We start from the raw sequence: 26,127 nt of genomic DNA, 5'->3' as shown, positions 1-26,127 counted from the left end.
AAGACATAAAATCCCCTGAAAAATTTCAGGGGGTTTTTGCAAGATTTTATTTTTTCAACAATAAATACATGAAATAAGGAGCACCGATCAATGCAACCATGATACCTGCAGGAATCCCCTCGGGTTCAATTATATTACGGCCTATTGTATCGGCAAGCAACAATAGCCATCCACCGATTAAAATGGCAACCGGAATGAATAGTTGATTTCGAGGTCCCACCAAAGATTTTGCTATATGCGGGGACATGAGTCCAATGAATGCAATTCCGCCTGTAACAGAAACGGCAGCCGCGGCCAATGCTACAGCAGTGATTAGCAATGTGATCCGCTCCTTCTCAATCGATACACCGACCCCAATTGCGACCGGTTCACTTAAACCAAGCAGATTCAAACGATTTGCTTTATATAATGTGAATGGAATGAGAATGATTAACCATGGAAGAACTGCCCAAATGAAAGGCCAATCCGTTCCCCATATATTTCCCGCCAACCATTTTGCAATGAAATCGACTTTGGCTCGTTCCGCTGATGAAATGAGGACAATCATCAGGCCTGAAAGCGCCATTGAAAAACCAACCCCGATCAACACTAACCGGACGGGTTCAAGGCCGCTCCTTCTCTTAAATGAGAGGATATATATTAAACAGGCCGTCAATAACGCGCCGATAAAACCGACAAGCGGAACCATATAAACAAATGATCCAGCGTCAAGCGGGAAAAACAGAAAGAAAGCGGCTATGGCAACACCAGCTCCAGAATTGATCCCGATGATTCCGGGATCGGCCAAATCATTACGTGTGATTCCTTGAAGGATGGCTCCCGACAGTGCCAGGGCCATGCCTGCTAAAATGGTAATGATGATTCGTGGTAATCGGACGGAAAATAATATGAATTCCTCTTTAAATGTCCCTTGCCCTAAAAGCGTTGGAATCAGTCGCCCTATAGAAAGATTCGAATATCCCGAACACGTTCCTATAATGATCGTAATGATAATGAGTGCGGACAATGCACCTACTATCCATCGCTGTTTTTTGACTAAAGCTGACTGGATCATGAAAATGCTTTACCTCCTTTGCGCACGATTAGGAGGAAGAAAGGTAAACCTATCATCGCAACAATCGCTACCACAGGTGTTTCATATGGAGAATTGATTGTACGGCCGATCGTATCGGCAAGTAGCATGAAAGTGGCTCCTAAAATCGCTGACATAGGCAGGATGAATCGATAATCCGTACCCACGAAAGCCCGGACCATATGGGGGACCATTAAGCCGATGAATACCATATTTCCAACAAGTGCAACGGCAGCGCCTGCCAGGAGAACGATGACTACGAAGAGTACCGCCTTTATTTGTGTTGTCTTTTGGCCTAATCCTACCGCCACTTCTTCACTTAAGCTTAGTATGGTGAGCTGTCTGGAAAAGAAAAGGGAAATCAGGATGCCAATTAAAATGAACGGGACGATTACCCGAAGCTGGCCCCATGATGTTCCGATATTCCCGCCTGCAGTCCACATCGATACATCTTTTGATACTTTGAAATAAAGGCCGACCCCTTGCGAAACGGCAAAAAGGAATGCAGAGACTGCAGCACCAGCCAATACGATCCGTAAAGGAGAAAATCCTCCCTTTTTCATCGCACCTATCCCGAAAACCATGGTTGCCCCCACCGCGGAACCTATAAAGCACGCAATCATGATCCCTAAGTTATTGGCATTTGGAATGAATGCCAAAGTAATGGCGAGACCTGCATTGGCTCCTGCCGTCAATCCAAGCAACCCCGGATCAGCAAGTGGATTCCTAGTCATTCCCTGCATGATCGCACCGGAAACGGCAAGTGCTGCACCCACAAAGATTGCCCCCACTTCACGAGGGAAACGGATTTCCCGAATGATTGAAAGTTTTTCACCAGCAGCATTTGATGTCAGTGCTTGCCAGACATCTTTTACGGTAACATCCGCCGCACCAAATGCCATTGAAATAATGAACATGCCTATGAATAGAGCGACCCCTATGATCAGTTTATATATAAATGGGATGAAACGTTGATTTTCATTAGTCATCTGTCTCTCTCATCTCTTTTTTTATAGAATAAAAGGAGAGGAATTGGAATCCCTCTCCCTCGCTGCATTATTTTCCAAGAAAACTTTTGGAAAAGAAGTCTAATTGGTATTCTAATGTTATTGGATCATTGAAGTAGAATTTTTTTGCATCAGCTTCATATAGTTGATTGTTTTTAACGGCAGGTATGTTTTTAAACGTATCTGTTTGTTGGAATGAATTGTCCTGATCTTTGTTATTGCTCAAAATCACATAATCACCGGCATAGTCTTTCAGGACTTCTAATGACAAGGCAAAGTAACCATCTTTCAATGCCGTTTCTTTTACCTTTTCAGGCATGCCCAATTTCATTTCTTGGTAAAGGATTTCCGTTCCACGGCCCCAATTATCGCCGTATACATAAAACTGTTTGTCAAACTTTTCGAAAACGGAAACGGTAGCATCTTCTCCAATTTTAGCCTTAATTTCATCACCGGTTGTTTTTGCCCGTTTTTTGAAATCATCCACCCATGCTTGAGCTTCTTTTTCTTTATTCAAAAGTTTACCAATTTCTACATGTTGTGTTAAATAGTCCACTTTTCCGTATGTATACGTTACAGTTGGAGCAATTTCCTTTAATTTATCAACATTTTTAATCGTTGATAAACCAATGATTAAATCCGGATTCAACTCGATGATTTTTTCCAGGTTTTCGTCCGTTACTTCCTCGACATTTTTTAACTCTTTAAAGTTCGGGTTCATTTTAGACCACGAATCAACCCCTACAAGGTTAACATCCAATGCCATTACGTTACCTGCGAAAGAAGATAGTACTAAAACACGCTGAGGATTTGCCGGAACTTCAACAGGACCATTTTCAGATTGATATGTGATAGTACCTGATTTTTCCTTTTTTGAATCGGTGCTTTTTTCTTTTTCGGTTGACCCGTTACCACAAGCACTAATAATTAACACTAACAGCAGTATAAACGGGAACATTATCTTTTTCATTTGTTGTCAAATCTCCTTTTAATAAATTGTATGTGCTGCACATTGGTTTGTTCGTTCGTTGATCTCGCCCGATTACCGCATCAATATGGAATACTTCCTTAAGCACTTCATGAGTGATGACTTCTTCGCAATCACCCGCTTTGACTATTTCCCCGTCCTTTAAGGCAATGATATAGTCGGCAAAGCGAGCAGCTTGGTTTAAATCATGAAGAACCATGACGATTGTACGTCCCTGTTCTACATTCAGCTTCTGTAATAATTCTAGAACCTCCAGCTGATGCGCCATATCCAAATAAGTGGTCGGCTCATCCAGGAATATGATTTCCGTTTCCTGGGCAAGGGCCATGGCAATCCAAACACGCTGGCGCTGACCTCCTGAAAGAGCATCCACCGGACGGAACTTGAAGTCTTTCGTTCCGGTCACTTCAAGTGCCCAATCGATCACATCATAGTCTTTTTGGGTCAGGCGCCCAAAACCTTTTTGATAGGGAAAACGTCCATATGATACGAGCTCCCCAACCGTCAATCCGCTTGCACTCTCGGGTGTTTGCGGAAGTATGGCCATTTTTCTTGCAAGGATCTTAGTGCTTTCTTTTGAAATATTCACTCCATCTAAAACAACCGACCCTGATTGATTTGGAATGATCCTGGTGATCGCTTTCAAAAGTGTGGATTTTCCACATCCATTTGAACCGATGATCGTTGTGATTTTATTATCTGGAATTTCCACACTGAGATCTTTTACAATTAAACGTTCACCATAACCAATATTTAAATTCTCTGTATATAGGCGAACCATTTTTTAACCTCCATTTACTGAAAAATAGATAAGTAAAAACTCAAATGAAAATGATTATCATTATCCATTACCTAATTACTATAATTCTATCTATATATATTGTCAATGGTAATTTCATGGGTATATTAAGAAGAAATTCTGCCGTGTTTTTTTTTTGAGCCGAACCGTATACAAATGAAAACGGTAAAGATCCCGGAAACATTTCCGGGATCTTTACCGTTTGGCCCATGCTCGGGACTTTGAAAGATGGTCTTTTATGGGAAGGCAAGAATACTCCTACCTAATAGGCACTTTCATCAATCAATGTTTCTTAAAACCTTGTTTCTCAACGTAATCTTTCATGTACAACCTGCTTTTCTTTCCAAGCATTCCAGCCATTTGCTCGGTCCAGGTGTCTTTTCGTTTACCTTTAGTCCGTTGCTCGTAATAGCTGGAAATCGTTTTATTATACTCTTCAAGTTGTCCGATGAACTCCTGCTTATCCTCCTGATATCCATTTTCATGATAGATATTGGCCAGCGGCAAACGCGGCTTTTTATCCGAACGGTTTTTCGGATATCCGACCACTAGACCGAATAATGGCATAACGCGATGCGGTATATTCAAAATCTCTGACACTTCCGGGAGATGATTGCGGATCCCGCCTATATAGCAAATGCCAAGATCCATCGATTCTGCTGCCAATGCTGCATTTTGAGCCGCAAGAGCAGCGTCGATACAGGCAACCATGAATTTCTCCGTACTTTCAATCGATTCGGACAGGTCCGTGTTTTCCATTTCGGAAACCATATCCTGACGATATAAATCGGCGCAAAAGACGAATAGATGTCCATTCTTCTCTACATATGATTGTGGTCCGGCAAGTTCAGCAAGCTTGGCTTTCTTATTGGGATCGGTTACCCCTATGATTGAATATGCTTGGATATAGCTTGAAGTCGATGCCGCTTGGGCACATTCCACAATCGTATTGATTTGCTCCTCAGACAATAACTTGTCCTCAAAAGAACGAATGGAACGGTGATCTAAAATCTTCTCAATAATGTTATTCAATGCTCCCACCCCTTAAGAATATGTAAAAAATCCCTCATCGGGGCTCAAATGTCCCCGATGACAGTATGACATTGGTGAAACTCAACCTTTTGTTTTCAAATCCAATTCACGGTAATTTTGCTGTCTCAGTGCTTCATAAACCAAGATAGCAGCCGTGTTCGACAGATTAAGGGAACGTACTTTATCCGTCATCGGAATCCGAAGGCAACGATCCATATTTTCTTGGATCAGCTCTTTCGGGAGACCCGTCGTTTCACGGCCAAAAATGAAGTATATTTCACTGTCTTGATCACTGTAATCGAAGCTGGAATGCGGCTGCTCCCCGAACTTCGTTAAGTAATAAAATTCACCGCCGGCATTTCTTTCATAAAACTCTTCTAACGAATCATAATAATGGATTTTTACATTTTCCCAATAATCGAGACCGGCCCGTTTAAGCTGTTTGTCATCCGTCGAGAAACCGAGCGGGCGGATGAGATGTAAAGACGTATCCGTCCCTGCACATGTTCTTGCGATATTTCCTGTATTTGCTGGAATCTGTGGTTGATATAAAACTACATGTATTGACACTTCATTTTCACCTCTAGTTTGAACTTCACCTTAATTATAGCATTAAACAAAAAAGACTAAAAACCAATCAACCTCCATCCAAAATCACAAAGAATTTATAAACGATGTTCGGTGTATACCTGGTCGAATCCTCATACGTCCAATATCGGTGACGGCTGTTCATCGTATGTGCATTCACAAGCGGCATCCCGTCCTGATCCTTCGCCGTAACAATCAAGTTATGATCAAACCGTCCGTCGCCTTCGAAATCTATGCAGAGGATATCACCCAAATTCAATTCCTGGGCCGACTCCACCCGCTTTGTCCTGATGACATTCCCGGCGTTTAGCAGATGATATAAGGAATGGGCCGTCGTCCATGTATAACTCCAGCTTTTCCCCCTTATCCACCAGCCCTTATTTTTGTTTGGCGCCCCCCACATCGGTATTCCTCCCGCATGCAAACATTGTGAAATGAAATTCGTACAATCATCAGTGAATTTATGATAAGCCGGATTGAATTCATTCCACCAACGCTCGGCATATTGGACGGCCTTCATCCGATCATATTTATATGCGAGACGATCTGCGCCCGGATCACATTTTGGCGGTGCCTCTACGGTTTCAAAGGTGGGAAAAAGCTCACGTTCATCCACTATATACCCATTTCGAAACCGGGCCTCCCTTTCTTCCATTTCTTCTTCTATATAAAATGAATCCTCCTGTTTCAATAAATATTGCAGATGCACATGATATGTCAGGACTGTATCATTGTCTTCCTTTTTCCTCGAATGCACCTTCCCTGCCGCATTCACCCGAACAATTTCAGCAGCACGGTTCCTCATCATTTCCCTTTTCAAATGTAACTTCCTTTCACTCCGCTCCAAATCATCGGAAGTATAAAACTCTATTCTTTCTTGTAAAAGGCGTTGCAATTGTTCCCTCAAGTTCATGCCCTCCTTCTTACCATCTATGCTAATGTGTATGTGCGAAGGGGAGTAAAATGCACCTGATGATTTCCCCCTGCCTTTTTACGATTTTAAAGGGTAATCCAAACAACCCTCACATTCATAAATTTTACTGTCACGTGGTGAAGCCTTTCCGTATGGGTCGATTACAGTATGGCTTATTTATGCTGAATTATAATCAAAGTAATATTGGGGAAATAATAAAGATGGATACACAATTTTCTAACCTGATTAGACCAGATTGGAGAGGGAAATTTTGAGCATTATTGAAGTGTTAAGTAGGGTGGTCGCCGCTTTTGTGGTTTTACTATTGATTACTCGAATTATGGGAAAAAAGCAAGTAAGTCAGCTGACTTACTTCAACTATATTACAGGTATCACTATCGGCGCGGTGGCTGCTTCCATCACAATTGATACAAGTATTGATGTGGTTGACGCCTTCGTTAGTTTAATCGGTTGGTCCGTACTCACTATTCTTGTAAGCTTTATTAATTTAAAATCTCCAAAAGCTCGTATAATACTTGACGGCGAACCTACAATTGTAATCAAAGATGGAAAAATCCTAGAGAAAGCTTTGAAAGGGGAAAAATTAAACATGGATGACCTTAGCATGCTATTGCGAGAACAAAGCATATTCTCCATGCAAGAGGTAAACTATGCCATTTTAGAACCAAATGGTCAATTGTCTGTCTTAAAAAAAGTGGATAGCCAGAGTGGTTCCAAAAAGGATATTACTTATGTGAAACCATTATACATACCTACTGAAATTATTGTGGATGGAAAAATCGTTCCTCATAATTTAAGTAAACTGAGTTTAAACCAAAGCTGGTTGGAAACGCAATTACAGCATTTTGGTGTATGCCTACAAGATGTATTTTATGCTGAAATACAAAGTGATGGCACTTTGTATATAGATAAAAGACAAGATAACCAGTATCCTCCACGTTAAGAGGGAAAGGGGAACTCAAGTCATTTAAATTTGGACAGTCATGCATCGAGAGCTAACGAATTGCTGATTATTAACAGCCCAATAATCTCTATTTTTAGGTTCCCACAGGTATATATTTATTTATATATATACAAACATCTCCATCGCAGGAATAGTACAACAACTAGTTATTCAGCATGGCAAGTGTCCCAAATAAGCGGTGCTGCAGCTCACCTTAAGTATGAATTGGTAGATGCCGTAACAAATATACCCGTATAACAGCAATCTTATGACGGGGATGTAAGTTCTGCTGATAATCGATACTAAGTTTTATCTTCTGTTCAATAATGTATTTACTACAAAAGACTACTACTTAGAGTGGTAATTTCCATAACTAAAAAAAAGAGGAAGAAGCTGTCACAAAAGTCATTTACGACTTATGGACAGCCTCTACATCTTAAATATCATTTTGTTTCCAAGGTAAACTGCAGTCCTTTCTCAATTTCCGCCAGTACCTCTTCATCCGTTTCCTTCATTCTTGCTTCTTCCAGAATGGAAACGGCCTGCTCCCGGCCAATTTTCCCGACTGCCCAAGCCGCCGTTCCTCGGATTACAGGCCTTGGATCTTTCTTCATGACCTGTATCAATTGGGGCAATGCCGTTTCATCTTTGAAGTGGGCCAATGCTAAAATGGCATTTCGTTGGATTGGCTTTTTACCACGCCAAGATCCAGATACATGGCCGTATTTCTCTTTAAAGTCCCGATTTGAAATCGTAAGCAATGGTTTCAACAGCGGTTTCGCCAGCTCTGGGTCGGGTTCCATCTCTTCATGGAAATGAAAATCCATTCCTTTGTTTTTCGGACAAACTGTCTGGCATGTATCACACCCATACAAACGATTGCCTATTTTCGTCTTGAACTCATCCGGAAGGAAACCTTTTGTCTGCGTTAAGAATGCAATGCAACGCTTGGAATTTAGCTGCCCGCCCTGAACGAGCGCACCAGTCGGGCAAACATCGACGCATTTATTGCATGTCCCGCATTGATCTTCCATCGGTTGATCAGGTTCAAATGGCAGGTTGGTAATCATGTCCCCCAAATATACATAAGACCCGAATTCCGGAGTGATGATCATACTGTTTTTTCCACTCCAGCCAATTCCCGCACGCTCAGCCACTGCCCTATCTGATAATTCACCCGTATCAACCATGGATTTCGTCAATGCTCCTGGCACTTTATCTTTAATGAAGTTCTCAAGTAACTGCAATCTATTTCGAAGAACGGTATGATAATCCGTTCCCCAAGAAGCCCTGCAAAAGATCCCGCGTCGCTCACTTTTTGTACTTTGCGGAGCATCCTTCAATTTCGAAGGATATGCAAGCGCAATCGAAATGATGGATTGCGGTTTATCGAATATCAATTCAGGCCTTACCCTCTTTTCTATATCGGCTTCTTCAAACCCTGACTGATAATCCAGCTCCTGTTGACGTATCAGCCTACCTTTCAATTCGGTAAAAGCCGTGGCCGATGTAAAGCCGATTTTATCAATGCCGATTTCCTTACTATATAAAATCACTTCTTGCTTGAATAAGTTCATATCCATATATTAATCACCTACTTCATTCAGTATTCCCATTGAAGCTTGAATCCATTTCAAACCATTGCTATCTATGATAAACTAATTGCAATCATTTTTGGAGGTGAAACGGTTGGAAATTACCATATCAGCTAATCTAAGCAGTAAAATCCCTGAATTCAAAGTCGGGATCATTACATATGAAAACATCGAAGTAGGTCCCTCCCCGCAAATGGTGAAAGGAAGACTACAACTATTTCAGGAAGCACTTTTCTTCGACCTTGAAGAAAAGGAATTGACCGACTTTTCCGGCATTAAAGCGTGGCGGGAGATTTTCAAGGCTACAGGAGCAAACCCGTCGCGGTATCGCCCCTCCGTGGAAGCCCTTTACCGCCGCGTAAAAAAACAGAATTACTTGGCACCCATCCATTCAGCCATCGATTTGAATAACTTCTTCTCGCTGTTATATGAAGTTCCGATCGGCATTTATGATGCGGACAAATTATCAGGAGACATCTCGATAAAGATTGGCGAAGGGTCAGATGGTTATGAGGGACTGAACGGCCGCTTGAATTCCATGGAAAATATGATTACATCAGCCGACCATGATGGCGCATTCGGAAGTCCTTACGTTGATTCAGAACGCACGAAAGTCACCGAAGGAACGAAAAAGGCCATCCAAATCATATATTTACAACCCAATACTCCAATCACCGAAGCAAATCAGCTAACGAAATCCTTGATGGACATGTTCCTTGAAATCCACGGGGGTGTAGGGACTTACTCGATAGTAGAAGGATAATTAAAATTGAACGGAAATAAGCCCTTTCCACAATCGGAAGGGGTCTTTTCATGATTCTTCCTAACTTATATGGATAAATAAAACCAGTGCGCGAATATCCTTTTATTCAACCGTTCGGTCATACCTAATTACACAAGCTTTTCAGTTTGAACAATAAAAACACACACCTATTCAAACTGATTCTACTAACATAGTTAATCTCTTTGAACAAGTTTGCATCGAAATCCCCACTCTCCCAGATGTAGAATCACAATAAATAGAAAGCTACGATTTTCATTACGGTATGACATCCGGTATTACCGCTTCCATAGAATGTAGTTAATTGGGACAATAAAAAAATCCCACTGTGAACAGTAGAATTCTTGTAATAATATTTAAACGCAAAGCTTCGTTCTCCAGGTAACGAAACCCTACGTTATGAGTATGTATTGGAGCGGGTGAAGGGAATCGAACCCTCATCATCAGCTTGGAAGGCTGAGGTTTTACCACTAAACTACACCCGCATATCCATGTAGAACTTTGTCGAATCACTAACAAAATTAATTATATAGTTTAATGTGAAAAAATGCAATAGTTCTTTTAAAAAAATTTAATAATTAATGTATTGTAACGTTAATATATTCATTCACTCTAGTAAAGATGTTAAAAGTCCCCTGATTCAGAGAACTTTTTCATCCTATATGATGATTTAAGACCAAATGACTTCCATTAACCGCGGATAAACCTGCTGTGCCGTTTCAAACAGCATGATTAACTTCCTGAACGCCAGATCCGGTACGATGTCCCCCTCAATGGAGTATGAATACCGAATGGAAATGGTCCCATTTTCTTCATACAGCTTGGAATACCTAAAATTAGCATTATATTCATTCAACAGTGTATGTACATCCTGTTTCTTTTCAGGATTCTTCAACTCGGCGACATTAAAGCAAAATAAGTCCGCCACATTTTCATCTTGATTGAAAGCAAATACTAAAAGGACCTTCCACCCGTCCTTTAACTTTTGCTCGGCTCTAAAAAAGGTGGTGCCATCTTCTTTCAACTCATTCATATAGATTTTCTCACTAGTTAAAAAATCACGAAATTTAGCAACGTTTGACATGGTTCATCACCTTTCTGTTTGTAAATACATTTTATAATGAAAACCGGCATTTTTACAGACTTTTCTATAATCCTGCCCATTTCATCTTATTAACAGTGGCGATTGAGATTCTAATAAGAACTCCCTTATTAGAATCACTAGATTGATTAACTCGTTGCTTCACCGCAAAACCGAAGTGCTTTTTGAAGATCCAAAATTTCGTGGCGGATTTTTGAGTACCCTTCAATTTCCGGAACCTCTTTATTAGTAAGTGACCGCCCCTTATCTGCAGCGATTGCCATTGTTTCAAAAACATACAGTAATTGAGCAAGTTCACTCTCTGAAAGTACCGACCGATCGGAGAATTTCAAGCTTGCATTTAAATAATATCCCAGCTGTTCTATCGAAAATATTACGGGCCAAAGAGATTCCAGTCTAGCCTTGTTTTTGAATATCTCACCAAGAGCCGCATTGTAGACCGTTAATAGATTAACCATATTGGTTTGCATTTTGTTCCTTTCACTGCTTTCATCGATTGCAAGTCCATTATCCTGTCCAGAGAACGCCACCAACAGAAATTGCCCCTGGCTTCGAATGGTTTTGGCCATCAAATGATTGAGAAGGCTTGAGGCCGATTGACTGCCGATTAGCAGCGATCCAAGAAGACCTATCATGCTCCCGACGACGATATCGGTTATTCTTACGGTCGCAAAAAAACTAAAATCATAGCTTTGAGTTGAATATTCCGCCATGATTAAAGCTGAAGGGGTAAAAAACATCGCCGCCAATCCATAATTCCGTACGATGAAAAGCTCTGTAATGATTGTCAAACACAAAATGATCAGAACGATAATGAACTCGTTATGAACGGATGCAAGAATTAAGCTTGCCAATAGGAGTCCAATTATTGTCCCGAAGGTCCTTTGTACCGCACGATGAAATGTGGCAACGATGGTCGCACCTGACATAACGGCTGCACAGGATAAGGGAATCCAGTACGAACGGTTAAAATCAGCGGAATAGGCGATGATGGCCGCAATGGTAAGGACTGTTCCATATCGAACGGAAGAGAGAAAGACAATCGAGTTCTTATCGAACGCCCCAAGAAAAATCGTTTTTAAAGAAGGCTTTGAGATTGAAGCTTCCTTGTGGATTTTACTAACCGGTTCATTCATGATGGCATCCGCATTGTAAATTTCTACGAATAGCTTTGCAACCTCTAGTTCCATTTGGTCCGGCTGAAGAATCTTTGATTCATTTTTAGTTTTAGATGCAATGGAGTCAGCCAAGGCACGTACCGATTGTCCTAATTCTGGCGGTAGCACAAACTTTTTGTGCAAGGATAGTTCCAATGCTTCCAGGAAAATGACATTCGCCTGGTCATTCAATAGAAACAACCGCTTTAACATGTCTGAGCTTCGCCTGTTTGAAAACCCGGCTAACAATGTACCTTCCGCTTGTTTCATCGCCAATACCGTTCTTTGTCTTGCTGCATTGAATCTCCCGGTGCCTAGCGAATCAAAAAATGCACCCAATTCTCTGTACACCTTTTCCACCGCAAGCTTTTCTGGTCCATGAGGATTGAAAAACCAACCTAACATACAGATTATCCAAGACAGTGCCCCCCCAATAAAACAAGACCTCCACGCAACGGTGCAAGCGTCTGATCGATGGGCATACCTGTCGCTAGCGCAAAACTCAAGACAAAGAAAACCGCCGAAGGACCGGTAATCTTTAATGCACCAAAAATAAAAAAAACACTTGCCCCGATGATCCCCATCATTATGGCTGTTCCCAATTGGTATGGAGCCAAAAGCGTCCCTAATACAACAGATAAAGCAAGACCCACCATCACAAAGAAAATCTTTTTAGCTCTTTGGTGATACGGTTGGTTAAATACGTATAAATAAGTGAAACCGCCTATTCCTGCCAGTAAACCGTACGCTAAATTGCCGAATAATAAGCCAATGAAAACAGGTAAGGCAGCCGCTATCCCTGCACTTAAAGCTTTTATCCAAGGAAATGGATTCTTTTTTAATTCAAAAGCCTGTTTAAATGTCGTATGTATTACATCCAACTTCAGAGATTTTGAAGATGTCCCTTGCTTATCTTTACTCATTTCAATTTTCCCTTTCATCAAATGATTACCTAGGTAACTGTTCTTTTTACTTTATCATGTCATTATGTCGAGAGCCATGTTTATAGAGACCCTTTTTTAATATCCTTCATATGGAGAAAAAGATACGGTAAAGGGTAAGTAATTCTTGTTAGCCTTTGTTTTACACCTAATTTTCGTATGATTTCCACATGTATCGAAGCCCTTGACTTTCAAGAAGGAACATCACTGTCATCCCTTCAACAGATAGACAAACACGGCCTTTCATGTGTTAGTGACCAGTATCGAAATTATTGATGATATATATAACTATCTTATCTCGGGTGTTATTCATAGCGACAAATTGTCCGATAACGACATTGATCCCAACATATGAAAATCCAGAGAATTCTTTTTTACTCCAAAGCTTGATTATCTTTCATGAAGGACATGCTTTGTAAATGATCAGGAATGGACACCATCCAAATAGAAAAAGGTCGAAGCACATCAATTTAGCTGAAAGATGTGCTTCGACCTCTATTATTGGTTTAACGGGATTTTTTTGAAATAACAGCTCTTTTAATACACCTTCATTTTCAAAGGTCAAACAAGATTCCGCCTCCACTTTGTTCCCTAATCTTATAGTTGAGCGAATTCAGGTTCCGCAACTTTTACAAGCTGTTTACCGAGGTTCGTTCCTTTAAATAAACCTAAAAAGGCATCAGGTGTGTTTTCGAATCCTTCAATAATCGTTTCTTCGTACTTCAGCTTTCCTTCTTGAAGCCACTTACCTAAATCAGTAGCCCCCTCTTGGAATCTAGCTGCATAATTCCCAACTGTGAAACCTTTCATAAGGGCACTCGTTTTGATCATCGCCGATTGCAGACGCGGTCCTAGATCTTTCCCTTCTGCATTATACGAGGAAATCGCTCCGCATAATGGAATTCGGGCATTCGCATTCAAAAGTGTGAAAACAGCATCGGACACCTCGCCGCCCACATTATCGAAATAAACATCGACTCCATCGGGAACAGCATTAGCTAAATCTGTCTTAAAACTATCTCTTTTATAATTTACGGCTCCATCAAATCCGAGCTCTTTCGTTAAGTACTCAAGTTTTTCATCTGAACCGGCGATGCCAACAACCTTCGCACCTTTAATCTTAGCAATTTGTCCGACTGCTGACCCAACTGCTCCAGCCGCTCCTGAAACCACTACAGTTTCACCTTCTTGAGGTTTACCAATATCAAGCAAGCCAAAATAAGCAGTTAAACCGGTCATTCCAAGAATCCCTAAATGAGTTGTGACCGGAGCCACCTTGGGATCGATCACACGGATTTCATTTTCAGTGACAACTGTGTATTCCGCCCAGTCGATATTCCCGACAACGACATCCCCTTGTTTGAAGGAATTCGATTTGGACTCAACAACTTCAGCAACCACTCCACCGGTGATAACCTTATTCAATTCAAATGGAGCAATATATGATTTTGTATCTTGCATTCTGCCACGCATGTATGGATCGACAGATAAATATAGTGTACGTACTAAAATTTCATTATCCTTTGGTGTGGGAACGTCACTCTCAACAAAGTTAAAATCCCCTTTCGAAGGCATACCTTTTGGACGATTTGCCAGGGTGATCATTTGCTGTTTGGTTTGTGTCATCATTGTTCCTCCTTGGTTTTAAATACGTAATTTCGAAAAGAAGCGTATCACTGATGAAGTTCATCGGTCAAAGAATATGATTGGCTATTGCTTCCATAACACTCTTTATGTAGCCTTTCCTGCAAATCCTAAACTTGCTACGACCTATTATGTCCCATGTTTTCCTTTCATATAAAGGTCATCAGCAATTGGCTTTGTTACCTTCAATGTTCGTTTAAGAATAAATCATGTACGTAGACTTCTATATTATACGGTTCGCTTCCCAGGAAAATTTAACAGCCTTTCCCCTTTTGGATACCGGAAAAGGCCGCAGCTTGAAATACACTATTTTTAGTCTGCTTGGCAAATGTTCAAGCTCAGCAGCTACTTTTTTTCTTCTTATCTATAATTCCGATTTAAATCGTCGGTATGGACATTTTGTTCTGAAATCTTTGAGACTAAGTTCACACTTAAAAAAACTTTGCAAGCATATGTGAACTTGGTTTACTGGAAAGTCTACATCAATTTTGAAATAAACATCGTTGCAATTCCAAAGTAAATGAGTAACGAAAGTATATCATTCAGTGTTGTAATTAGCGGACCAGAAGCAACGGCAGGATCTATGTTGAATTTATATAATATCAAAGGAATGATGGTCCCAGCTAATGTCCCGATAATTAGGGTCATCACTAACGAACTTCCAACCACTAATCCTAGAACAGGATTTCCCTGCCAAACATAAGCAATGATGGAAATTAATATTCCACAGGTAATCCCTATTATCAATCCAACTTTCATTTCCCGTATGATAAGTCTGGTTACGACACCTTTATCCGTATCACTAGTGATTAGGCCTCTTACAACAACAGCTAAAGATTGAGTACCAGTATTTCCAGTCATCCCTGCAATCATCGGCATGAAGAAAGCAAGTGCAACAACTTTGGACAATGTTTCTTCAAAACCGCTTATTATCGTTCCGGACACTAATCCGATAAATAAAAGTAAAATAAGCCAGGGCAGCCGACGATATGCGGCCACGTGCGCCTTCGTGTCAAAGTCTATAGCTTTTCCCGAAGCCGATAATTTTTCAATATCTTCATTCGCTTCCTTAATGACAACATCAATAATATCATCGACGGTCACAATTCCTAATAACTCATTATTTTTTTCAACTACAGGAATTGCTAAAAAATCATATCGCTCAATAACACGCGCTACCTCTTCCTGGTCTTCATAAGCAAATACGGAGATAACCCGGCTATACATAATATCTTGAATTTTTTCAGATTCATCATTTATTATTAAATCCCGATATGACACAACACCTACTAATTTTTTATCATTATCTATTACATAAAGATAATTGATCGTTTCCGAAAACTCCGCAAAGACTTTCAGCTTTTCAACTGATTCTCGAACCGTATAATGTTGGGGTATCCATACGAAACGGTTTGTCATTATTCGCCCTGCCGTTTCAGGTGGATAATTCATGATATTTTGAACGATTTTTGATTCTTCTTGTTTCATACCAAAAAGAAGTTCTTCAATTTTTTCAGGGGATAGGTCCTCTAACAATGAAGCTAGGTCATCATTATCCATTAGATCCATTACATGGCCGGATTTCTCTATTCCTAATTTACTAAGGATTTTCAATTGATGAACCTTTTCAGCTTCTTGAATCAGTTCAGCGATTTGTTCTGAATCAAGTAATAATAAGAAACGTGTATGATGTTTTTCTGGAAGCCCCTCAAAAATTCGCGCAATGTCATATGGTTGGAGTTCTTCTAATATTGCTTGAAATTCTTTCTTTTTTCCTTCTTTTAATACTTTTATGATTTGTAAAGTCATTTGATCTTCCGTCAGGATTTTTATCATTTCGTCACTCACTCCTTTAGGGGAGCCAAAAAATATTTCCCTTAAATATCAAGAGTAAAAAAAATATTATTATTCCCCTTCCCAAACTCTTTGTGTTCATTCAATTTTAATTAAGCTTCGAATATATCGTCGTGAATAGTTCCCCACTACCCTCACCTCCAGAAAAAAATAAAAGCACCTCCATTACAAATGAAGGTGCTTAATACGGTTTATATGCGTACATTGCCTGGATGACAAATACAAACAGTCGTATATGACTGAATGACAAATACAAGCATAAATCCAGTTCCTCCATTCGTAGAGCTTTAGCACTGTGTGGCATAGGACAAAGCCAGCTACATTAAAAACCACCTTATGTCGATGGTTTCTGTTGACCCATTGGCGTCTTTCGACGTTTTTGGGCAGTAGCGTATCTCCTACACAGGAGCCTCACCTAACGAGGATATTTAATTTACAAATTCACTCTAAAAGAGTTTCTTTTAGATGTCAATGTTTGATTCAAATCATCTAATTTTGACCTAATTTCTTACCTTTAAAAGAGTGCCATGAGAAAAACCGACTTAAGCGCTCCCGATTAAGACAGTCTGATTGAATGTCTCTTCGATATTTTTTTAAAACGTCCCATACTGCCACCATATTTAAAAGGGTAAATTGGAAAAATAAACATCTTTTCAAGGGAAAATATTGGAATTATATATTAGAACTTACTTATAATGAAGACGGATATGAATGGCTGAAACAAAGAAACACTTTACATGTTTATCTCTAATTATTAAAGAAAGGGATTGCTCAAATGAAAAGACCTTTGGCGATTATATGTTTTATCGTAAGTGCTTTTGTATTAATGGTAAGTTGCAGAACCAAGGACACGGTAGAGGTGGAAGAGAAATCGAAGGAAGTGAGCTCATTGAAAGCTATTGAAGGCAGGTGGGAGGGAGATATTAAGATTCCAAATCAACCGCTTCCAATCATTGTTCATTTCACGAAGAAAGATGGAACGATAAGCATTCCTGTACAAGGGTTGAACGAATTCCCCTTAACAAGCGTAAAGTTAAGCAATTCAGACTTGTTTTTTAATATGGATATCCAAAATCAGAAAATAACGTTTGATGGGAAATTAGATAAGGAAAGGATTTCAGGAACATTTGTTCAAAATGGGCAATCGTTCCCCTTTGAATTGCTTAAGAAATCCGATCAGGCAGTTAAAGAGAAAGAAACAGGTGAAATCGTGCAGGCCGACTTAAAGAACGGAACCATAAAAGGTCTTTTGGAAACACCCAAAAATGAAGGGCCTTTCCCTGTGATGATTATAATTGCCGGTTCTGGTCCAACCGATAAAGATGGTAACTCCATTGCAAATCCCGGAAAAAATAATAGTTTAAAAATGTTAGCCGAGAGTCTTGCAGAAAAAGGTATCGCAAGCATTAGGTATGATAAGCGCGGAATTGGTGAAAATATGCAATTGGCAGGAAAAGAAAAGGACCTGAGATTTGAACAATATATTGATGATGCAGCTGCTTGGGCTCAATTTGCCAAAAAGGATGGCCGTTTTTCCAAAGTTGGCATCATCGGCCATAGTGAAGGCTCTTTAATTGGGATGGCAGCCGCAAAGAAAACGGAAACAGATATATTCATTTCATTGGCGGGTGCAGGCGAACCCATTGACCAAGTACTCATTAAACAGCTTGAAGAGCAACTGACACCGACGTTATTAACGGAATCCAAAGAAATACTGGCAAAGCTTAAACAAGGAAAACAAATCGGGACTGTCAGTGCTGATCTACAAAGTGTATTCCGACCTTCTGTTCAGCCTTACATGATATCATGGATTCAATATAACCCGATAGAATTAGTAAAGGAACTGAACATCCCTGTTCTAATCGTGAACGGTAATAGAGATATTCAAGTGCCGGCAACCAACGCAAAAGCATTACATAATGAAAAAAAAGATTCTGAATTACTTATACTTGAAAAGATGAATCATGTCTTGAAAGAAGCCCCTGAAGATCGAAAGGGAAATTTAGCAACATATACAAATCCTGAACTACCTTTATCCCCTGGATTGGTGAATGGAATCATTGAATTTTTAAACAAAAATGACATTACAAGTAATGACGGTCATAAAAATAACCATTGAGAATTGCTTCTCCCCCGGGTTCAGGTGATCGGGTTGTTGTTGACATTCATAATGATAACCATAGGCGTTGATATAGAAGAAGTCAAAAAATTTAACATCTAGAGTACATTTAGCAGGAAAGAATTTCACCCAAATCTATAGAAATTGAAATTTGTGGACGCTGAATGAAAGATGGTTATAGTGGTTAAATCATGAATAGGAATAATCAATATAGTTTAGAAAGACCAACAGGGGAATTTTTAAACCTAAAAACAAAAGGCAGAATCAATCTGCCTTTTGTTTTTTATATTTTCTCCGAGATACTCTGTCCCACTTTTAAATTATATGCTAATAATCTTTTTTGAAGGCTCTTTTCGTAAAGATTGTTGTTTTTAAAAACTTAACGATTTAAGGTTGATTGTAGCGTAAGTGCGAGACTCCTGCGGGAGCTGCGGGACAGATGAGACCCCACAGGCGTTTACGCCGAGGAGGCTCACCGCCCGCCCCGCGGAAAGCGAGGATCTGGAGGGGAAATCAACCACACCGCTTTACTTGGTAATAGCAACAAAGTATGCGAAAACAGCCTTTTTGAAAGAGCATGAAAAATAAAATGGCACTAATTAAGAAAAAACAGTAACCAGAAAAGCTCTCATGTCGAATTAATGGTACAAGTGCTAGTAACTGTGGAGCAAATATTCGGCAGGCCCTTCATAAGGTACATACCAAAATCAGTTTTTGTCATTCCAAAATTAGTGCGAAAACTATATTTTATCGAGGTAGTTTTTGGAAATATTGTCCACTTGAATTGACCCCAGTTTGGAATTGGTGAACGACTCTTTTTCAACAAAATCTTACTCTGGCCTTAGATGCAGTGTGAAAGAAATGCGTTTCCTCGCAGCATCTCAAGGTTCATGTTTCTTTCTTGTTGTACGTCAAAATATTTTTATCACATGCCTATATCCTGAAAGGCAATTTTCGGTTTTTATTTTTGAAACAATGGTTTGAATATCACTTGGATTTGATGTTCTTACCAAGTGAAAACATAAGATCACCAAAAAGGGACAAACTGTATTTGAAAAAAGAAAGGAGATGTGAGACATGACAAAAAAATTCAATAAAGGCAGCGGTAACCAAAATTCACCGCAATTACACGGTCAAACTCCTGTTAGTGGGGACAACAGTAAAGGAAATAAAAGAAATAAAGATCAAAGTTCCAAAACAGAGTAATTAACTGAAACAAACCGGCCATATTCAGACCGGTTTGTTCCTTTTGTAGACCATCTTCTTTGTTATTGGACAGAAGGCTGTCAAGCATATGTGCACGGACAACTTTGATTCCAGAAAGCCCAATTCATCATCGGCGTTATCCGAACTGTAAATAGCGTCCTGCAAAACTGCCCCCAGAAAAGAGCGCATTCATTTTTCATTATCATATCGTTAGTGAAATTATTTATCATGTTAAGTTAACTATTTGATTCTTTTGGTGTTGGAAACTTGTGCCCTTCCGTTGTCGTTTCCAAACTATCGGTACCTTGATGAGTATAATTAATGTTTTTTGTCATCAAGCTAACCACCACCAATACTACGATATTGACAAATAGGGCAATAATTCCTACATTCAGGTCTTTAATTGCTTGAGGAAGATGAGGAAATAGTTGACTGATTTTCATGTTCCCCAGTTCCATAATAGAGACTAGCACCCCTCCTGTTATTATCCCGGCAAATGCCCCATGTTTGGTTACAAAATTCTTTCTCATCAAACTTGCGAAAAAGGCAGGAGCAAGTTGTGTAATGAAATTATAGGCGATTAGAGCGAGACTAAAGAGGGAACTTCCACCTTTAAAGGTCAAGTAAATCCCTAAGAGAGAAATTAGGGGAACCAAGTATTTTACCAGTTTTGCAATCTGTTTTTCCGTTGCTGATGGAGTGAATACGCAATATACATTTTTTGCAAGCATTGTTGATATGGACATCAGGAGCATGGAACTTGGCACTAAAGCGGCTAACACGCCAGTTCCACCGATTAAGCCCACAAACCATGGATCAAAATCCTGTTTAGATAGCTGCAGCAAGATTTGATCGGCTTCGCCGCCTTTTAATCCAGGCATCTGCAAGATCGCTGCAAAACCAACAAAAAAGGCAAACAATAATATCAGTTGGTACATGGGCATTAGGATTGCGTTTTTCCGTAAAGCTTTTTCGCTAGAGGCAGCATATATAGGAGAAAACCCGTGCGGCCACATATAAAATCCAATAGAGCTTAATATAACAGTGGATATATACCACGAAACGCTCATTCCCTGATCTGGAAGTATAGTATAGTTCGGCTTTGCATTTTCAATTGCTTCATACATAGGTTGGAGCCCGCCATAATAATGAAGAGGGAAATAAACTCCTAAAAATACGACAATGCCAAGAATCAGAATATCCTTCAAAATAGCTGTCCTCGCAGAGCCGTGAATACCGGAAACCATTACAAAAATGGTAACGCCAATTGCTCCGGCCCAAATGGCAGCTGTAGAAGAAATAGCCCCATAGGATGTTGCTGAAACGATATATCCTAACCCCTTCAATTGCAGCACTAAGTAGCAAGTACAGGCTACAACACCTATAACCGCAACAAGCACACCAAGATAAGGACTTTGATATTTTTTTACAAAAAAGTCAGATTGCGAAACTAATTGGTGTTTCTTTGCATACCTCCAGATAGCAGGAAATGTCCAATAGGAAATCACTGTAGCCAGGCAGCCATATGATACGATACTAAAGATGGACCCCCCTTCCCCATAAGCAGATCCACTTGCACCCAAAAAGGTAAAGGTTGTATACATTTCACCAGCGGACAAGAGGAAAATCAATAGGGCTCCCATCCCGCGTCCTCCAACCGACCATTGTTCCAAGTTCATTTCTTTCCCTTTTTTAGCCTGGATACCGATCAAAACAGAAATAACGAAAAAAAACAGGATAAAAAAAACGGCAATATTCATCTTGAATCTCCCTTCTGATTAGCCGGATCCAGTAGGTAAATAACCCCCATTATACCTGTGGTCAGCACAGACCAGAGTACAATCCAAAAATGAAAAAATGGCATTCCCAGAACATAGGGAGTCACTTTATTTGTAAACAAAGCGCCCACAATAAAGCCAAGAAACGGGATAATTCCGAGCCAATATATTTTTTTCATCCTCTCAACCCCCTAGTATGTTAGATTTAACATTTTCAAAGTCCCATGAACAAATAACTTCACCCCATTTTGTAAAGCCTGTTCATCGAAAGTGAATTTTGGATGATGGTGAGGATGTATTATCCCTTTTTCTTCATTACGAGCCCCTATTACAATATAAGATCCCTGAACCACTTTTTGAAAAGCAGAGAAGTCTTCACTTCCCATAATTGGCCTTAAAATCTCTCGACTTTCTTCACCAAATACTTCACAGATCGTTTCATCCATCAATCTGGTAACTTCTTCATCATTAATGGTAGGAGCATAACCAAACAGATAATCGAATTCATAAGTGGCTCCATGCGCTTCCGTAATTCCTTTTACTATACGCTCGATAAAATTCGGGATTTCTTCCCGTAGTTCTGGATTGAAGCTTCGAACCGATCCACCAATGTTTACACTACTTGGAATGACATTAATCGCACTTCCCGCATGGAACTGGGTCACTGAAATCACAAGCGCTTCCTGGGCATCCCGATACCTCGAAACTATATGCTGGAGATTCGATACAACCTGTGTTCCAATCGCTATGGGATCGACGGTAAGTTCAGGCTGTGAGGCGTGCCCCCCTTTCCCCATAACGGTAATGTTAAAAGTATCAGCTCCAGCCATCACCGGACCGTAGCCCAAACCAATTTTCCCTAAAGGAAGAGTTGACAAGAGATGGGATCCAATGATCATATCCACTCCATCAAGCACACCGGCTTTCACCATTTCTTGAGCTCCACCGGGCGGCAATTCCTCAGCATGCTGAAATAAAAAGCGCACCTCCCCTTTAACTTGATCCTTTAACTGTGTAAGAATTTTTGCTGTACCAAGCAGCATCGCCGTATGCCCATCATGTCCGCAAGCATGCATAACTCCAGAATTCTGTGACACAAAGTCAAAATCATTCTCTTCTACAATTGGAAGCGCATCCATATCTGCCCTCAGTGCAATAACCTTCCCAGGCTGCTGACCGATCAAACGAGCCATAATACTCGTTCTTGTCGGACGCGAAATTTCCAATTCACCAAAAGTTTGCAGCTTTTCATAAACAAATTGTGCTGTCTTTTCCTCCTGGAAAGACAGCTCCGGATACTTATGTAAATATCTTCTCCAAGCAACCACTTCATCTTTAACAGCCTCGATTAAATCATGAATCATTATCGTTTGAGACACCCACTACAACCCCTTTTTCATTCAATTTACATAACAGTCCTTGTTTTAGGATAGTTTAAGGAAAAAATTCCTTAAATAGAGTATAATCTCCCTCGGTGTTTATTTCAATATTTTTCGAAAATTCCAAACTGTTTTCAAACTTCATCTACTCTCCATGCTTTACAAAAAAATTGAAACGCAGCATGAAGCGAAAATAAAAAAGCACCCCAAATGAACTGCACCCCAATTGTTAGACACATCTATCAATTGGAGGTGCAGTTTCTCTATGGCCAAATTTACAGCACAACAAAAAATACAAGCGGTACAGAGATATCTTGAAGGAACAGAGGGACATAAAAGCATAGCTAAATCTGTTGGTGTTAACTCTGGAGTATTACTCAATTGGATTCGACAGTACCAATATCATGGAGAACGTGCATTCGAAAAACGCTATACAACTTATACGGTAGAAGATAAACTGAAAGTACTTGAATATATGAACTTACAGGGGACGTCTCTCCGTGAAACCGCTGCGTTTTTCAATATTCCGGCACCTTCTACCCTATTACTTTGGCAAAAACAATGTGAAGCGGAAGGAGTAGACGCCCTCAAACCAAAGAAAAAGGGGCGTCCATCCATGAAAAAAGAAACCAAGAAACCACTAGCAGAAGGATCATTAGAAGCATTAAAGGCTGAAAATGAGCGGTTACGTGCGGAGAATGCCTATTTAAAAAAGTTAAACGCCTTAGTTCAGGAAAGAGAAGCGTCAGAACGCAAGAAAAAGCGAAAGTAGCGCACGAACTAAGGGGAGAATTTAATTTAAAGCTACTTCTATCTGTCGCGAATATCGCACGGAGCACCTATTATTATTGGAGAAACGCCTTCGGGCGTCAGGATAAATACGTGGAGATAAAGCCTGTCATCGAAGAGATATTTCAGACGAATAAGGGGAGATATGGATATCGACGCAGCACCTTAGAATTACATAATCGGGGCATTGTGATTAACCATAAAACGGTGCTTCGATTGATGAATGAGTTGGGTTTAAAGTGTATGGTACGTATGAAGAAATACCGTTCGTACAAAGGCAAGGTTGGAAAGATTGCGCCCAATATTCTCGAGCGTGATTTTAAGGCAACAAAGCCAAATGAAAAATGGGTCACTGATGTGACGGAATTTCATCTATACGGTGAGAAGTTGTACTTATCTCCCATTCTTGATTTATTTAAAGGAGAAATCATCGCCTACAATATCGAATCACGTCCTATTTACCCTTTAGTCTCCAAGATGTTAGACCAAGTTATAATGCGATTGGAATCGGAAGATTCACCCATCCTTCATTCGGATCAAGGCTGGCATTACCAAATGAAACCATATTCACATACCTTGAAGTCACATGCGATTACACAAAGCATGTCTCGGAAGGGAAATTGTCTCGACAACGCTGTCATGGAAAACTTCTTTGGCTTATTAAAATCCGAATTGCTTTATTTACAAACGTTCGACAGCATGAAGCATTTCAAACAAGAACTAGAAGATTATATTTATTATTACAATCACCAACGAATTAAGGTGAAATTAAAAGGCATGAGCCCGGTTGATTACCGGGTTCATGCCCTCAAGGTTGCCTAACTAAATAAAGTGTCTAACTTTTTGGGTTCACTTCATTATGGGTGCCTTTTATTTATAATAATCGATAAATTTTACTCGGCCTTCCACGAGTGGCATTAGCCTCTTCCCCAATGCATTGTGCCAAATCAACTTCGCACATATCTGCAACAATCCGCCGTACATTGCGCTCTGTCATTTCAAGATGTATCGCTAAATTCTTTGTAGTAAAATCACTCCAGCCCATTCTTTGAACAAGAGCCGATATTTTCTTATACGTTTTAACACTGATATTTCCGTATTTCAACTTTTCTATAAGAGGTTTATTATGGGAACGGGTATCATATTGCAATTCTTTCTTTTTGCCTGGTGATTCGATAATTTTTCCATCATCTTGAATAATCACAATTTCACGCTTTTTCATCTCTTTCGAATGTTGAATAGCACGAAAAGCATTGATTTCCGCTGAATAGGCTGTCTCTCCAAAGCCAATTCCCACGGTAACGGGTGTATCTGCTTCAAAGGCCAATTTTTGTATGGTATCTTCGAGCGTAATGATTTCTCGTTCAATTGCGCCGCGAGAACTAAAAATCATGTACCTTCCATTCCCTTTCTCTGAAAAGGAGCCATTTATTTTTTCTCCAAGTTGAATCAACATTTCTTTTAGGCGAAGCTCCAAGTACTGTAAATGATATGGAGTTTTCATTTCCTCTGCCACTTTGTTAAAATATTCGACTTCAATGATTTCAACTCCGATTTGTGTATCCTTAAAGTAAGATGTCTTTACTTTTTCAGAAAGAATTCGAAGCGTTTGCCTCACTTCCATCTTACTCATCGACAAACGGTAGGCTGGAATGCCATATTCCCTTAAAGCTTCACACACGGACGGAAAACAAGAAAGAGCTCCTTCTGTCTTTCCCGTATTCCATAAATCCAAGTGAAAATGCACCAATTCATCCGTATCAACATCTGTCTCAAACACTTTCGTATAAATCTTTTTGGTTTTTATATTCAACTGGGACAAAGCTTCTTCGCTAATATTATTTGAGGACATAGTATCAATACTTAGATGCTCGATGATTTTCCCTTGTTCGTAGATCATTTCTAATAAGGATTTATAAAAACCTGATTCCGTGGCCGGAACATGGACCATTATTTTATCTGTACCTAGTGTCTTTTTGGCAATTTCATAGGGAAGTGGACCTGAAAAAAGCCATGCATGTACGTTAGATTCATGTTCCTTTACAATATTCTCTACCTCTTCTGTCTTTACATAGGGCAAAGAGATGAATTCCAACTCATGTTTATATTCTTCTGCCAAGATTAAAATTTGTTCTATAGAAGTCTTTAGGCCGACCAGTCCGATTTTATACATCCGGTAATCTACTTCCTTTTATAATCTGTAATAGAATCATTGTTCTTTTTAGAATATCCTAGTTTAATCTCAGTCATGGTATCATAATCCTAATTCTTCTGCTGCCTAATTATTGCTTAATTTGTATTGAGTCGTGATTATGAGTTGTCTAGTTACTCTTATCGTATCGGCAGCAAAAAGAAAAGAGTGATAGCACTGGTATATATAGTTGTATTCATACCCACGCAAACTTTTCTCTTTTGATTC

Annotated in this window: 23 protein-coding genes, 1 tRNA gene and 1 riboswitch; of the genes, 5 read left to right on the top strand and 19 right to left on the bottom strand. The window is 39.8% G+C overall.

Features of this window, described 5'->3' with window-relative positions; translation table 11 throughout:
- Window positions 1–46: 46 nt before the first annotated feature.
- From ACFRAK_RS07240 to ACFRAK_RS07210, 7 genes are all read right to left on the bottom strand, one after another.
- On the bottom strand, window positions 47–1,054 hold the full coding sequence (locus ACFRAK_RS07240; RefSeq protein ID WP_387596918.1) for a FecCD family ABC transporter permease: 1,008 nt from the start codon (window positions 1,052–1,054) through the stop codon (window positions 47–49).
- Complete coding sequence (locus tag ACFRAK_RS07235; RefSeq protein ID WP_387596921.1) at window positions 1,051–2,061, bottom strand: FecCD family ABC transporter permease; 1,011 nt, start codon at window positions 2,059–2,061, stop codon at window positions 1,051–1,053. The genes ACFRAK_RS07240 and ACFRAK_RS07235 overlap by 4 nt, the downstream gene beginning before the upstream one ends.
- 67 nt (window positions 2,062–2,128) lie before the next feature.
- A complete protein-coding gene (locus ACFRAK_RS07230; protein WP_387596924.1) occupies window positions 2,129–3,049 on the bottom strand; it encodes an iron-hydroxamate ABC transporter substrate-binding protein in 921 nt (306 codons plus the stop codon).
- Entirely contained in the window at window positions 3,000–3,848 is an 849-nt protein-coding gene (locus tag ACFRAK_RS07225) for an ABC transporter ATP-binding protein (RefSeq protein WP_394571475.1), read from the bottom strand. Before ACFRAK_RS07225 ends, ACFRAK_RS07230 begins: the two co-directional genes overlap by 50 nt.
- Before the next feature lie 300 nt (window positions 3,849–4,148).
- Window positions 4,149–4,898 (bottom strand): oxygen-insensitive NADPH nitroreductase, encoded by a 750-nt coding sequence (nfsA, locus tag ACFRAK_RS07220; RefSeq protein ID WP_387596930.1) that lies wholly within the window; start codon window positions 4,896–4,898, stop codon window positions 4,149–4,151.
- Window positions 4,899–4,979: 81 nt separating this feature from the next.
- A complete protein-coding gene (trmL, locus tag ACFRAK_RS07215; protein ID WP_098370923.1) occupies window positions 4,980–5,468 on the bottom strand; it encodes a tRNA (uridine(34)/cytosine(34)/5-carboxymethylaminomethyluridine(34)-2'-O)-methyltransferase TrmL in 489 nt (162 codons plus the stop codon).
- Window positions 5,469–5,535: 67 nt separating this feature from the next.
- Window positions 5,536–6,393, bottom strand: coding sequence for an amidase domain-containing protein (locus ACFRAK_RS07210; protein ID WP_387596933.1), 858 nt, complete (start codon window positions 6,391–6,393; stop codon window positions 5,536–5,538).
- Between the two features lie 277 nt (window positions 6,394–6,670).
- On the opposite strand from ACFRAK_RS07210, the gene ACFRAK_RS07205 reads away from it, so the two are divergent.
- A complete protein-coding gene (locus ACFRAK_RS07205) occupies window positions 6,671–7,363 on the top strand; it encodes a DUF421 domain-containing protein (RefSeq protein WP_387596936.1) in 693 nt (230 codons plus the stop codon).
- A 443-nt stretch (window positions 7,364–7,806) separates the two neighbouring features.
- Here ACFRAK_RS07205 and queG read toward each other — a convergent pair whose 3' ends face one another.
- Window positions 7,807–8,946: a tRNA epoxyqueuosine(34) reductase QueG gene (gene queG, locus ACFRAK_RS07200; protein ID WP_387596939.1), complete on the bottom strand. Its 1,140-nt coding sequence runs from the start codon at window positions 8,944–8,946 to the stop codon at window positions 7,807–7,809.
- A 106-nt stretch (window positions 8,947–9,052) separates the two neighbouring features.
- On the opposite strand from queG, the gene ACFRAK_RS07195 reads away from it, so the two are divergent.
- Complete coding sequence (locus ACFRAK_RS07195) at window positions 9,053–9,721, top strand: B3/B4 domain-containing protein (protein WP_387596941.1); 669 nt, start codon at window positions 9,053–9,055, stop codon at window positions 9,719–9,721.
- Window positions 9,722–10,150: 429 nt separating this feature from the next.
- On the opposite strand, the gene ACFRAK_RS07190 is transcribed toward ACFRAK_RS07195, so the two are convergent.
- The 7 genes from ACFRAK_RS07190 to mgtE form a co-directional block, all read right to left on the bottom strand.
- Window positions 10,151–10,224: transfer RNA gene (locus tag ACFRAK_RS07190), tRNA-Gly, on the bottom strand.
- Between the two features lie 185 nt (window positions 10,225–10,409).
- Window positions 10,410–10,823 carry a YbjN domain-containing protein gene (locus ACFRAK_RS07185; RefSeq protein WP_394571474.1) on the bottom strand — a complete coding sequence of 138 codons (414 nt, stop codon included), beginning with the start codon at window positions 10,821–10,823 and terminating at the stop codon, window positions 10,410–10,412.
- 146 nt (window positions 10,824–10,969) lie between these two features.
- Window positions 10,970–12,403 (bottom strand): FUSC family protein, encoded by a 1,434-nt coding sequence (locus ACFRAK_RS07180; RefSeq protein ID WP_394571473.1) that lies wholly within the window; start codon window positions 12,401–12,403, stop codon window positions 10,970–10,972.
- Window positions 12,404–12,408: 5 nt separating this feature from the next.
- Window positions 12,409–12,921: a hypothetical protein gene (locus ACFRAK_RS07175; RefSeq protein ID WP_394571472.1), complete on the bottom strand. Its 513-nt coding sequence runs from the start codon at window positions 12,919–12,921 to the stop codon at window positions 12,409–12,411.
- 415 nt (window positions 12,922–13,336) lie between these two features.
- Window positions 13,337–13,504, bottom strand: coding sequence for a hypothetical protein (locus ACFRAK_RS07170; protein WP_387705844.1), 168 nt, complete (start codon window positions 13,502–13,504; stop codon window positions 13,337–13,339).
- A gap of 32 nt (window positions 13,505–13,536) precedes the next feature.
- Window positions 13,537–14,565: an NADP-dependent oxidoreductase gene (locus ACFRAK_RS07165; protein ID WP_387596947.1), complete on the bottom strand. Its 1,029-nt coding sequence runs from the start codon at window positions 14,563–14,565 to the stop codon at window positions 13,537–13,539.
- A 495-nt stretch (window positions 14,566–15,060) separates the two neighbouring features.
- Window positions 15,061–16,419, bottom strand: a complete 1,359-nt coding sequence (gene mgtE / locus ACFRAK_RS07160) for a magnesium transporter (RefSeq protein WP_394571471.1) — start codon at window positions 16,417–16,419, stop codon at window positions 15,061–15,063.
- Window positions 16,420–16,701: 282 nt separating this feature from the next.
- Window positions 16,702–16,867: riboswitch (M-box (ykoK) riboswitch) on the bottom strand.
- Between the two features lie 345 nt (window positions 16,868–17,212).
- Between mgtE and ACFRAK_RS07155 the strand changes: the two genes are divergently transcribed.
- Both ACFRAK_RS07155 and ACFRAK_RS07150 read left to right on the top strand, forming a co-directional pair.
- Window positions 17,213–18,556, top strand: a complete 1,344-nt coding sequence (locus ACFRAK_RS07155; protein ID WP_394571470.1) for an alpha/beta hydrolase family protein — start codon at window positions 17,213–17,215, stop codon at window positions 18,554–18,556.
- A gap of 1,077 nt (window positions 18,557–19,633) precedes the next feature.
- Window positions 19,634–19,762, top strand: a complete 129-nt coding sequence (locus ACFRAK_RS07150; protein ID WP_318290963.1) for a hypothetical protein — start codon at window positions 19,634–19,636, stop codon at window positions 19,760–19,762.
- A gap of 236 nt (window positions 19,763–19,998) precedes the next feature.
- Here ACFRAK_RS07150 and ACFRAK_RS07145 read toward each other — a convergent pair whose 3' ends face one another.
- From ACFRAK_RS07145 to ACFRAK_RS07135, 3 genes are read right to left on the bottom strand one after another with little or no spacing between them, the layout of a single operon-like run.
- Window positions 19,999–21,522 carry a sodium:solute symporter family protein gene (locus ACFRAK_RS07145; RefSeq protein WP_387707715.1) on the bottom strand — a complete coding sequence of 508 codons (1,524 nt, stop codon included), beginning with the start codon at window positions 21,520–21,522 and terminating at the stop codon, window positions 19,999–20,001.
- On the bottom strand, window positions 21,519–21,719 hold the full coding sequence (locus ACFRAK_RS07140; RefSeq protein ID WP_192207968.1) for a DUF3311 domain-containing protein: 201 nt from the start codon (window positions 21,717–21,719) through the stop codon (window positions 21,519–21,521). The genes ACFRAK_RS07145 and ACFRAK_RS07140 overlap by 4 nt, the downstream gene beginning before the upstream one ends.
- A gap of 12 nt (window positions 21,720–21,731) precedes the next feature.
- Window positions 21,732–22,904, bottom strand: a complete 1,173-nt coding sequence (locus ACFRAK_RS07135; RefSeq protein WP_387707717.1) for an amidohydrolase — start codon at window positions 22,902–22,904, stop codon at window positions 21,732–21,734.
- Window positions 22,905–23,184: 280 nt separating this feature from the next.
- Here ACFRAK_RS07135 and ACFRAK_RS07130 point away from each other — a divergent pair.
- Window positions 23,185–24,530 (top strand): IS3 family transposase gene (locus ACFRAK_RS07130; protein ID WP_394571469.1). Its coding sequence is split into 2 segments (ribosomal slippage): window positions 23,185–23,641 and window positions 23,641–24,530, totalling 1,347 coding nucleotides; the frame shifts between segments, so codons are not numbered across the junction.
- 52 nt (window positions 24,531–24,582) lie between these two features.
- Here ACFRAK_RS07130 and ACFRAK_RS07125 read toward each other — a convergent pair.
- On the bottom strand, window positions 24,583–25,881 hold the full coding sequence (locus tag ACFRAK_RS07125; protein ID WP_387596962.1) for a hypothetical protein: 1,299 nt from the start codon (window positions 25,879–25,881) through the stop codon (window positions 24,583–24,585).
- Between the last annotated feature and the right edge of the window lie 246 nt (window positions 25,882–26,127).

This window comes from Peribacillus sp. NPDC056705 (genome assembly GCF_043656335.1).
Note: the sequence above shows the minus strand (reverse complement) of the source record. Positions and strands in the feature narration are given on the sequence as shown.